The sequence below is a fragment of the Nonomuraea corallina genome, assembly GCF_027620315.1.
Lineage (GTDB): Bacteria > Actinomycetota > Actinomycetes > Streptosporangiales > Streptosporangiaceae > Nonomuraea > Nonomuraea corallina.
In genome coordinates this window covers 1-11,483 of the sequence record NZ_JAPNNL010000216.1, presented here as the reverse complement: position 1 = coordinate 11,483, position 11,483 = coordinate 1, and the positions used below count along the sequence as shown (strand labels likewise).

Below are 11,483 nucleotides of genomic sequence, written 5' to 3'. Positions count from 1 at the left end.
TCCGGTCAGGTCCGGGGCGGGCTCGGCCTCCGCCGCGATCAGCGCGGGGTCCTCCAGGACGGCGGTGACGGCGGCGAGCTGGTCGTCGAGCCGGCGCAGCGTCTCGCTCTTGCTCTCCAGCTCGGCGACGCTCCTGGCGGCCGCCGCGGCGTCGCCCGGGTCGGCGAACCCGGCCTCACGCGCCGCCGCCTGGGCCGCCTCGTCGGCCGTGGTCCGCTCGTGCTCGGCGGCCACGGCCGCCCGGGTCGCCTCCAGCGCCTCCCGCAGCAGCTCCGCCTGGTCGTTGAGCCTGGTCAGCCGGGCCGTGATCGTGGGGTCGTCGCCGCGCGCCTCGTCCAGCCTGGCACCGAGGCGGGCGGCGTCGGCGCTCAGCTCCTCCTGCCGGGTGCGGCCTGCGGCCAGCCGCGCCGCCAGCTGACGGGCCTCCTCCTGGAGCGCCTCCCTCTCACGCCCCCGCCGCGTCACCTCGTCGGCGAGCGCGGGCTCCCGCGCCACCGCCTCACGCAGCCGGGCGAGCTCGCCGTCCAGCACGCGCAGCAGTTCCCGTACGTCGTCCGGACCGAGATCGCCCGCAGCCCGCGATCCGGAACTCCGGAGATCGGCCGCGACCGGCCCCGCCGATCGCTCCGCCCCGGCGACGGTGAACTGGGTGGCGGCGGTGCCCGCGACCGCCGTGGAGTCCGGCTCGGACGGGGTGTCGGGCTGGGATTCGGTGGGTGGGAGGGCGTTGGTCTCGGTGAGGCGGGCGTGCAGGCGGGCGCGTTCGGACCGCAGGCGGGTGGTGTGCGCGCGGTGGGCGGCCAGGAGTTCGCCGAGTTCGCGGGCGCGGTCGCGGACCCTGTCGCGCTCCGCCTCCACGCGTTCCAGCTCGGCCGCCAGCTCCGGCTCGCGCTCGGCCACCTCGTGGAGGCGGGCCAGGTCGCGCTCCGCCCGGAGCACGGAGGCCTCGGCGTCCGCGACGGAGGTGCCCGCCGTCGCGGCCAGCGCGTCGGCGTGGCGGGACTCGAGGGACACCAGCGCGCGCTCGGCCGACTCGCGCTCGGCGACCGCCGTCTCGTGGGCGCGCTCGGCGGCCAGTTCGTCGTCCGCCGAGGGGGCACTCGGCGCGGGAGCCGCAGGGTGCGGATGGTGTTCGGAGCCGCAGACCGCGCACGGCCGGCCTTCGGCGAGGTCGCGGGCCAGTTCGGCGGCCATCCCGTCGAGGCGCGCCTGACGGAGGTCGAGCCAGCGCTCGCGCAGGCTCTGGGCCCGGTCGACGACCTCCTGGCGTACGGCTCGGGCGCCGTCCAGCTCGGCGGCGAGCACGTCGCGGCGGCGGGCGGCGTCGAGCGTCGCCCTGGCGGAGTCGAGCGCGGCGGCGGCGGCCGGGATGCCCGCCGCCTCCCCGCGCACCTCCGCCAGCCGGGCGGCGGCGTCGGCGACCCGTGCGGGAAGCTCCGCCTGCGCGGCGGCCACCTCGGCCTCCCGCTCGCCCAGCGCCTCCAGCTCCACGGCCAGCTCGGCGAGCTCCCGATCGGTCTCGATCAGAGCGGCGGCGGCCTCGCGTACGGTCTCGACGGCCGGGACGCGCGCGGCGGCGGCGCGCGCGGCGGCCAGTCTCCGCTCCGCGTCCTCGACGAGGGCGGGCAGGGCGGCCAGCCGTTCGCTCACCCGCTCGTCCTCGCGCACCAGCGCGGCCAGGTCGTCGTGGGCCCGGTCGAGGTCGCGCCGCACGACGAGCAGCCTGGCCTCCTCGGTGAGCAGCTCGGACAGGCGGGCGATCTCGCTCTGGCGTTCCCGTTCGAGGACGGCCAGGTGCTCGGGCGGCACCCACCCCGCCACGGGGACGGGCGGGGCCGCCTGGGTGCCGGGCGGCGGCGTACGGGGAAGCAGGGGGTGGGCGCGGGCCAGGGCGTCGGCGGCGAGGGCGCGGGACTTGGCCGCGGCTTCGGCGCGCTGGCGGGCCGCGGCGATGAGCGGCATGACCGCGCCGGCGCGGTGGGCGTCGTCGAGGACGGCCTGGAGCTCGGCGCGTTCCTCGGCGCGTTCGTCGAGGGTGCGGCGGAGGGTCAGGGCCTCGGCGTGCCGGCGCTGCCGTTCGGCGAGCGCCGCCGCCCGCTCGAAGCGGGCGGTCGTGGCTCGCCAGGCCCGCTCGGCCGTCGCGTGGGCGTCGGCGGTGCGTACGACGGCCGCCTCGGCCGCCCGCAGGAGCAGGCCGGCCCAGGACTCGGGATCGTCCTCAGGGTCCGGCGGCCTCGCCGCACCGCGACCGCCGTCACCCTCCGGTGGGGCGGGGTGGGCCGGACCGAGGTCCTGGGTGTGGGCTCCCGAGGCGGGGTCGAGGAGGTCGGGGCCGGCGGCTTCGGCGACGCGGTGGACGGCGTACTCGACCTGCTGGCGCAGCTCCTGCTGGGCGCGCCAGGACTGCTTGCGGTGCTCCGCCAGCCACGACTCGGCCTGGGTGAAGATCTTGACGGTGAAGAGCCGTTCGAGGAGCTTGCGGCGCTCCAGCCCGTCGGCGCGCAGGAAGCGCGCGAAGTCGCCCTGCGGCAGCATCGCCACCTGGCAGAACTGGTCGGCGTTCATGCCCAGCAGCCCGCCCACGAGGTCGCCGGCCTCGTCGGCGCGGGTGGTCAGCCCCTGCCACCGGGAGTCGCGCCGCTCCTCGACGATGACCTTGGTCTTCTCCTCGGTGTAGCCGGTGCCGCGGAGCTTGGGCCGCTGCCAGGCCGGGGAGCGGTGGATGCGGAGTAAGCGGCCGCGGATGCCCACCTCGAGCGTGACGGACGGCCCGGCGGCGGGCGGGGCGTGGTCGCAGCGCAGGCTGCGGGCGCTGTTGCGCTGGCCGGGCACCTGGCCGTAGAGGGCGAAGCAGAGGGCGTCGAGGACGGTGGTCTTGCCCGCGCCCGTCGGCCCGTGGACGAGGAACAGGCCGGATTCGGTCAGCGCGTCGAAGTCGACCGTCTCGGTCCCGGGGAAGGAGCCGAACGCGGTCAGGGTCAGGCGGTGCGGCCGCATCTACGCCATCGCCTCCTTCACCCGCGACTCCTCGATGGCCCGTCTCAGCAGGTCCTCCTCCTCGCGGGTGGCCGGCTCGCCGCAGACCTCGCGGACGAAGTCGAGCGCGACCTCGGCCTCCGGCCGCCCGGTGTGCCGGGCCGGGGCGGGCCCGGCACGTTCGCCTTCGGGCTCGAAGGACAGGGCGAGCGTGTGCGGGAAGCGGGCGCGCAGCCGTTCCATGGCGGCGCGCGGCCGGGCCGGGTCGGTGAGCACGACCTGCAGCCAGTGGTCCTCGACGCCCGCGTGGCGGGGAGAGGTGAGCAGGTCGTCGAGCCGGCCGATGAGGCGGCCGACGGGGCGCGGCACCGGCGCGGGCACGAACTCCGCCCCCGAGCCGAGCGTCACCAGCCAGGACCCCTTGACCTGCCCGGCCTCGGAGAACGAGTAGGCCAGCGGGGAGCCGGAGTAGCGGACGGTCTCGGACATGCGCTGGCGGCCGTGGAGGTGGCCGAGCGCGACGTAGTCGACGCCGGCGAAGGCCGACAGCGGGACGTGCGCGATGCCGCCGACGCTGATGTCGCGCTCGCTGTCGCTGGCCGCTCCCCCGGTCACGAACGCGTGCGCGAGCACCACGGCGTGGCGGTGGCGCGCGGCGTCGGCGCGGACGCGGTCCATGGCGTGGGTGAGGGCGGCGGCGTGGCTGCGCTCGGCCAGCTCCCACGGGTGGCGGACCAGCTCGGGCTCCAGGTAGGGGATGCCGTAGAAGGCGACCTCGTCGATCACCACGGGCTCCCATGCCTGGTCGGGGTCGGTGCGGAGGTGGACGCCCGACGCCTCGATCAGGGCGGCGCCGAAGCCGAGGCGGCGCGCGGAGTCGTGGTTGCCGCTGATCAGGATCGTGCGGGCGCCCGTCTCGCGCAGGCGGCGCAGCGCCTCGTTGCACAGGGCGACGGCGTCGACCGGCGGCAGCGCCCGGTCGTAGACGTCGCCGGCGACGAGCACGACGTCGACGCGCTCGGCCCGCACCGTCTCCACCAGGTGGTCGACGTACGCGGCCTGCGCGTCGAGTAGATTCTCGCGGTGGAACGAGCGGCCCAGGTGCCAGTCGGAGGTGTGCAGGATCCGCATTCGCAGGAACCTAACAGGTCCCAGTGACAAAGGCCGCCTCTTGCGCCACATGAGCTGGGAGTAAGCTGGAAGATCGACGGGCAAACCAACGCACATGGGGAGGCCGATGCGGACTGGCCGTGGCATCTTGAGCCTTGCCGCAGGTCTGTTACTGGTGGCTCTCGCCTCCGTCGGATACGTGCTGCCTCCCGCGTTCGACCCGCCGCCGCTCAAGGCCGATGTCACCCTGCGGTCGCTGCCTCCCCAGCCCGCCTCGGAGCTGCGCCCGGTGGCGGCGGTCTCCGGCTTCAGGGAGGAGCTGATCTCGGTCCGGGCCGAAGGGCAGACCCTTCACGGAACGGTCCGATTCCCGACGCGGCCGGGCCGCTACCCGGCGATGGTGTTCGTGTCGGGCTCGGGGAACGGCTCGCGCACGGAGTTCACGCCGCAGGCGGAGTTCCTGTCGCGGGCGGGCGTGGTGACGCTGGCGTTCGACAAGCGGACGGTCGGCTACAACTTCCGCGACCGGGACTTCTCGCTGCTGGCGGACGACGCGCTGCGCATGGTCGACTACCTGCGTACCCGTCCCGACGTCGACCCGGCCCGGGTGGGCGTCTGGGGGGTGAGCGAGGGCGGCTGGGTGGTCCCGATCGCCGCGGCCAAGAGCCCCGGCGTGGGGTTCGTGGTGCTGGTCTCCTCCCCGAACGTCTCGCCGCTGCGGCAGGTCGCCTGGGCGCTGAACGAGCAGTTGCTGCGGCTGCGGGCGCCGGCGGGCGTGCGCGACCTGCTGATCAGGGCGATGGGCGCGGTCGGCTTCGACTTCCTGCGCTATGACGCGCAGCCCGCGCTGAGCCGGATCGAGCAGCCGGTGCTCGCCTTCTACGGCACCACCGACCCGTCGATCCCGTTCGTGGAGTCGACGGACGCGCTGCTGCGCGGCATGCGGGCGGCCGGGAACGACCACTACACGATCCGCTACCTGGCCGACGGCGACCACGCGATGCGGGTCCACGGCGGCGACTTCACCGCCGGCTACCTCGACACGCTCGGCAACTGGATCCTCGGCCTGCCGGGCACCGCCAAGCCGCCGGTGCACCTGGCGGGGGCGACGCCGGTGCAGCGGTTCCAGGCGGCCGACGTGCCGGCCGCGCCGTGGTACGCGGGCGGCACGATGCTCGGGCTGACGATCTGCCTGGCCGCCGTCGGCTACGTGGCGGGCCCGGTCGCGGCGATGGTGGTACGGCTGCGCGGCCGGCATCAGATCCCGGAGCTGAACGCGCGGCTGTGGCCGCCGATCAGGCGCAGGCTGGCCAAGATGGTGTGGACCGGCGTCGGCCTGCTGGTGTCGGTGGTGGCGTTCATCATGCTGCTGGTGCTGTTCAGCATCAACCAGGCCGGGGCGTGGCCGGCGGTGCTGGCGGGCTGGCTCGTGGTGCGGGTGCTGGCGGTGCTGATGCTCATCCAGGAGGTCACCGCCGTGGCCGCGGTGGTGTCGGGCCTGCGCGAGGGCATGCGGCCGAGCCGCTGGCAGCACGTGGCGATCGCGGGCGTGCTGGGCGGCACCGGCCTGCTGCTGGTGGCCGCGGCCTACTACGGGCTCTTCTCGTTCCCCTGGTAGGCCGGGGCGTCACCCGACGTAGGCGTCCATCCAGCGGTCGAGCTCGGCGAACACCTGCTTGCGGACCGGCTCGGACGACAGCACCAGGTCGTGCACGCCGCCGTCCACGCGCACGCAGGTGACGTGCGGGCCGATCGAGGTCGCCCAGCGGGCCATGTGCTCGGGGTCGAGCACGACGTCGGCCGAGCGCGCTTCCGGCACGAAGTCCCGTACCCGCAGGCCCTTGCCCGACGTGAGGACGAGCACGGGCGCGTCCACCTGCAGCCCGGCGTGCAGGCGGCGCTGGGCGCGCCGGATGGCGGCCAGCCAGGTGGCGTGCACCGGAAACCCGCCGAGGGGTTTCAGCTCCAGGTCGTAGTGCCACTCGCCGTCGTGGTCGCGGTGCAGGCTGCGACCGTAGACGTCGCTGGAGCCGAGCGGGATCGGCCTGGTCACGTACGAGAGCGGGGTCTTGAGCAGGTCGGCGGCCAGGCGGACCGGGCGGGAGACGTTGAGATCGAAGAACGGGCTGTTGAGCACGAGCCCCTGGACCAGGCCGCGGCCGCGGACCCGGTCGGCCCAGAGCGGGGCGATGAGCCCGCCGGTGGAGTGGGCGTTGAGGGTCAGCTCGTCGTGGTCGCGCCGGATGAGGCGGACGGCCTCGTCGATCTCCGGGAAGTACTCGGTGACGCTGCGCACCAGGCCGCGGGTCTGGTGCGGCAGCAGTGAGCGGCCGTATTTGCGCAGGTCGAGCGCGTAGAAGTCGATGCCGCGGGCGAGGTAGTGGTCGGCGAGGTGGTCCTGGAAGAAGTAGTCGGTGAAGCCGTGGAGGTAGAGGACCGCCCGGCGGGATCCGGTCCGCTTGGAGATCAGGGTCGCCACGACCTCGCCCTCGTAGTCGGGCGGCATGGTCAGCACGGTCGTCTCGTACATGCTAGACACCATAGGGATCTTCCGGCCAGGACGGCACTCCGGGAGGGAGGTCCTCGCCGACGGACATCGGGAAGGCGGGCTGCCGCTTCTCCAGGAAGGCGGTGACGCCCTCGACCGCGTCGGCTGCGGGGCCCAGCTCGGTCATCAGCCGGGAGTCTGCCGCGTGCGCCTCCCATGGCGAGGACGCCGACAGTCCCGACCACATCAGCCTGCGCACCGCGGCCACCGATACCCCCGAGGTGTTCTCGGCGATCTCGCGGGCCAGCGCGTACGCGGCGGGCAGCAGTTCCTCCCGGGGGTGGACGCGTGACACCAGCCGGCCCTCCAGGGCTTCCGCGGCACCGAAGACCCGGCCGGTGGCGGCCCATTCCATGGCCTGGGCGATGCCGACGATCCGCGGCAGGAACCAGCTGGAGGCGGCCTCGGGCACGATGCCGCGCCGGGCGAAGACGAAGCCGAGCTTGGCGTCGTCGGCGGCCAGGCGGACGTCCATCGGCAGCGTCATCGTGATGCCGACGCCGACGGCGGCGCCGTTGATCGCGGCGATGACGGGCTTGAGTGAGCGGGCGATGCGCAGGGCGACGGTGCCGCCGCCGTCGCGGGGGTAGCCGTTCACCAGCTCGGCCTCCCGCTGGGAACGGCCGAACGTGCCCCCGCCGCCGCCCAGGTCCGCGCCCGCGCAGAAGGCCCGGCCCGCGCCGGTGACGACGACCGCCCGCACGTCGTCGTCGGCGTCGGCCAGGTCGAAGGCCTCGATCAGTTCGGTGCGCATGGTGAGGGTGAACGCGTTGAGCCGCTCGGGACGGTTCAGGGTGATGGTGGCGACCCGGTCGGCCACGCCGTACTCGATCTCAGTGAACGCCATGAACCGAATCTTATTCGGTCACAAAAGTTCATCCATTGATAACCTCGGATTTCATATTTTGTCCCGAGACCATCGTCTCGAATCCCGCCTATGTGGTGATGTTCGGGGAAGCGGGGGACAGAGCGGTCCAAGGAGGATTCGGTGGGTGCGTTGCGGCTCGTCGGCTGGCTGATGCTGGCGGCCCTGGCGCCGGGGGCCGCTCATCTGAAGGCGGGATGGCGGAGAACGGGCCTGACGCTGCTCGGCTGCTACGCGGCCGCCCTGCTCGCCCTGCTCGGCGTCTGGCTCACCACCGACGACCTGGCGGCCTTCGGCGGGCTCGTCGACGACACCTGGCTCATCCTGATCATCATCGTGACGGCGGTGCTGGGGGCCGCGTGGTTCGGGATGATCGTGCACTCGTTCACCGTGCTGCGGCCCGGCCGGCTGCGCCAGGGCGAGCAGATGGTCACCGGCATGCTCGCCGGCCTGCTCGCCGTCGCGGTGATCGCGCCGTTCGCGCTGGTCACCCAGTATGTGTGGACGGGGCGGGAGGCGCTCAACGCCATCTTCCACGAACCCAAGCCGGAGCCGCAGGCCGACGACGGCGAACGGCCGGTGCCGGTCGAGGACCCGTGGGCCGGCCGCGAGCGGGTCAACATCCTGCTGCTGGGCGGCGACGCCGACGAACGCCGTCCCGGCATCCGCACCGACAGCATGCACCTGGCCAGCGTGGACGTGCGGACGGGGGCCACCGTGCTGTTCAGCCTGCCGCGCAACCTGGAGGACGTGCGGTTCAAGCCCGGCACGCCGATGGCCGAACGCTTCCCCGACGGCTTCCGCCTGCCCCCCGATCCCGCCGGCGGCCGCAGCGACCTGCTCAACAGCGTCTGGGAGTACTCCGACGCGCACCCGGAGATCTTCGACGGCAAGCGGGACCAGGGCCCCCAGGTGCTGATGGAGACCATCGGGCACACGCTGGGGTTGGAGGTCGACTGGTACGCGCTGGTCAACATGTGGGGGTTCGCCCGGCTGATCGACGCGATCGGCGGCGTCACGCTCACCGTCGAGCAGGACGTGGTCTTCGGCAGGTACAACGAGGGCCGGGTGAAGGCCGGCACCCGCAAGCTCAAGGGCGAGGACGCCATGTGGTACGCCCGCTCCCGCACCAACAGCGACGACTACACCCGGATGCGCCGTCAGCGGTGCGTGATCAGCGCGCTGCTGGAGGAGGCGGACCCGGCGACGGTGCTGTCCAGGTTCACCGCGATCGCCGGGGCGACCAAGGAGCTGATCAGGACCGACATCCCCCGCGACATGCTCCGCCACCTGGTGCCCCTCGCGCTGAAGGTGCAGGACGCCAAGGTGACCAGCATCCAGTTCGTACCGCCGTTGATCAGGACGTACGACCCCGACTGGCGGCGGATCCGCAAGCTCGTCCGCGAGGCGCTGCGCGCGTCGGAAGGCAGCACCCCGGTCGCCGCCTCCGCGACGCCGTTGGCCACCCCGGCGGCCACCCCGTCCGCCACCCCGTCCGCCACGCCGTCCCGTACGCGGACGTCTGACAAGGCCGAGGGCGACGAGCCCGCCACGGACCTGGCGGCGGGCTGCGGCAAGGAGTGAGCGACCCCGGGCCGCAGGCAGCCTGAGACCGTGAAAGCCTCAGGCCGTGACAGCCTCAGGCCGCGACAGCCTCAGGCCGTGAAGGTGAAGTAGTCCTTCGCCAGGCGGCGCAGCCGGGTCTCGTCGACGGAGTGGCCGAGGCCGGGCTGGGTGAACGGGACGGCGATGACACCCGCGTTGGCGCCGACGATCGGGGTGACGATCTGGTTGTTGCGCGGCGGCTGCGTCACGTCGCACGGCAGCGTGCAGCCAGGCAGGCTGCCGATGGCGACCGTCGCGGCCCTGGCCAGGCCCGCGCCCTGGCCGCCGGCGCACTGGATGTCCCACCCGGCCGCGACCGCGCGGTCGTGGGCGCGGCGGGCCTCGCTGATCGACGGGAAGGCCGCCGGCCGCAGCAGCAGCACCCGGGCCGCGCGCAGCGTCAGGTAGTCGTCGAGGTCGGCGGTGGCACGCACCTCGACCGCGACCGAGGCGGACACCTGGTCCTGCAAGTCGGCGTGCGCGTACACGTCGCCGACCGGGAACGGGCGCTCGATCACCTCCAGCCCGTAGGCGTCGAGCGCGACGAGTTGGCCGCCGTCGGTGTAGGCGTTGCCGCAGTCGACGGCGAGCGTCAGCGCCGGGTAGGCGGCGCGCACGGCCCGCACCGGCTCGACGTCCCAGCCCGGCCGCACGTCGAGCGTCACGTGGCTGTAGCCGGCGCACACCTGCTGGTTGACCCGCGTCACCAGGCTCTCGATCGACAGGTCGGGGGTGAGCCGGACGGTCGCCATCAGCGAGGTGCGGGTGCCGCCGATGGCGTCGGCGAGCGGCACGCCGCGCATCCGCGTCCACAGGTCCCAGCAGGCCATGTCGACGGCGGGATCGCCGCTGGGGACGCTGTCGGGGTGCTCCCAGTCGACGCCGAGGAGCACCGCCCCGAGCGTCTCCTCCAGCCTCGACCAGGACTTGGGGGGCGGGCTCACGGCCTCGCCCCAGCCCGTCATGCCGCCGTGATCGGTCAGCTTCACCAGCAGGCTCTCCGTGCGCCTGCCGAACGGCAGCACGACACGGAGCACCTCCAGCTCCCGCACTCGCGGCATGAACCCCCCTCTGGTGAACCGGTTCCCTCCAGTGTGCCCGCCGCCGCGCCGTGGACGAAACGCGGGACTCCGGACATCCGCGTCCCCGGGGCCCCGGGCGGCCGCTCAGGGCACGGCCGGACCTGGGCGGACGCCGAGGTTGCGCTCCGCCCACCGGCCGATGTCGCGGCGCTCGATCGCCGCGGCCATCAGATCGGGGAAGGCGTCGGGCGTGCACGCGAACGCCGGCACGCCCATCGCCGCGAGCGCCGCCGCGTTCTCGTGGTCGTAGAACGGCGCGCCCTCGTCCGACAGCGCCAGCAGCACGATCACCTGGACCCCGGCCTGCGTCATCGCGGCCACCCGGCGCAGCATCTCCTGACGGATCCCGCCCTCGTACAGGTCGCTGATCAGCACGAAGATCGAGTCGGTGGGCCGGGTGATGAGGCCCTGGCAGTAGGCGATCGCCCGGTTGATGTCGGTGCCGCCGCCGAGCTGGGCGCCGAACAGCAGCTCCACCGGGTCGTGCAACTGGTCGGTCAGGTCGGCCACGGAGGTGTCGAAGACGACCAGCGACGTCTTGAGCGACCGCGTCGAGGCCAGCACCGCGCCGAACACGCCGGCGTAGACCACCGACGCCGCCATCGACCCGCTCTGGTCGATCGCCAGCACCACCTCCCGCTGCACCGCCCGCTGCCTGCGCGCGTACCCGACGAGCCGGGACGGGACGACGGTGCCGTGCTCGGGCAGGTAGTTCTTCAGGTTGGCGCGGATCGTGCGGTCCCAGTCGATGTCGGCCACCCTTTTCGGGCGGTGGCTCCTGGCGCTGCGGTCGAGCGCGCCGGTGACGGCCGCCCTCGTCTTCTGGGCGAGCCGCCGCTCCAGCTCGGCGACCACCGCGCGGACCACCGCCCTGGCCGACTCGCGCGCCTGGTCGGGCATCACCCGGTTGAGCGACAGCAGGGTGCCCACCAGGTGGACGTCGGGCTCGACGGCCTCCAGCATCTCCGGCTCCAGCAGCAGGCGGGTCAGGTTGAGCCGCTCGATGGCGTCCTTCTGCATCACCTGCACGACCGTCGAAGGGAAGTAGGTCCTGATGTCGCCGAGCCAGCGGGCCACGCGCGGCGCCGACGCGCCCAGCCCGCCCTCGCGCCCGGAACCCCGCTCGCCCCGGCCTCCGGGGCCGCCCTGCCCTCCGGGAGCGCCCTGCCCGTAGAGCGCGGCCAGCGCCGCGTCCATCCCCGCGTCGGCGCCCCGCAGGCCATGGCCGGTGCCGTCGGCGTCGCCGCCGCCGAGCACCAGCCGCCACCGGCGCAGCCGCTCGTCCTGGTCAGCCATG

8 protein-coding genes are annotated in these 11,483 nt (G+C 74.0%); 2 read left to right on the top strand and 6 right to left on the bottom strand.

The window, feature by feature from the left end; genetic code table 11:
* A partial coding sequence (locus OUY22_RS32910; RefSeq protein ID WP_270159173.1) for an AAA family ATPase occupies positions 1–2,997 on the bottom strand: 2,997 nt, incomplete at its 3' end.
* Positions 2,998–4,107, bottom strand: coding sequence for an exonuclease SbcCD subunit D (locus OUY22_RS32905; protein ID WP_270159170.1), 1,110 nt, complete (start codon positions 4,105–4,107; stop codon positions 2,998–3,000).
* 154 nt (positions 4,108–4,261) lie between these two features.
* Between OUY22_RS32905 and OUY22_RS32900 the strand changes: the two genes are divergently transcribed.
* On the top strand, positions 4,262–5,704 hold the full coding sequence (locus OUY22_RS32900) for an alpha/beta hydrolase family protein (protein WP_270159169.1): 1,443 nt from the start codon (positions 4,262–4,264) through the stop codon (positions 5,702–5,704).
* Positions 5,705–5,713: 9 nt separating this feature from the next.
* On the opposite strand, the gene OUY22_RS32895 is transcribed toward OUY22_RS32900, so the two are convergent.
* Together OUY22_RS32895 and OUY22_RS32890 are read right to left on the bottom strand one after the other, a co-directional pair.
* A complete protein-coding gene (locus OUY22_RS32895) occupies positions 5,714–6,616 on the bottom strand; it encodes an alpha/beta hydrolase (RefSeq protein ID WP_270159168.1) in 903 nt (300 codons plus the stop codon).
* Position 6,617: 1 nt separating this feature from the next.
* Positions 6,618–7,481 (bottom strand): enoyl-CoA hydratase-related protein, encoded by an 864-nt coding sequence (locus tag OUY22_RS32890; protein ID WP_270159167.1) that lies wholly within the window; start codon positions 7,479–7,481, stop codon positions 6,618–6,620.
* A gap of 141 nt (positions 7,482–7,622) precedes the next feature.
* On the opposite strand from OUY22_RS32890, the gene OUY22_RS32885 reads away from it, so the two are divergent.
* A complete protein-coding gene (locus tag OUY22_RS32885) occupies positions 7,623–9,083 on the top strand; it encodes an LCP family protein (protein ID WP_270159166.1) in 1,461 nt (486 codons plus the stop codon).
* 71 nt (positions 9,084–9,154) lie between these two features.
* Here the strand turns inward: OUY22_RS32885 and OUY22_RS32880 are convergent, their stop codons facing one another.
* Positions 9,155–10,165: an enolase C-terminal domain-like protein gene (locus OUY22_RS32880; RefSeq protein ID WP_270159165.1), complete on the bottom strand. Its 1,011-nt coding sequence runs from the start codon at positions 10,163–10,165 to the stop codon at positions 9,155–9,157.
* A gap of 105 nt (positions 10,166–10,270) precedes the next feature.
* Positions 10,271–11,482, bottom strand: a complete 1,212-nt coding sequence (locus tag OUY22_RS32875; protein WP_270159164.1) for a VWA domain-containing protein — start codon at positions 11,480–11,482, stop codon at positions 10,271–10,273.
* Position 11,483: the final 1 nt, after the last annotated feature.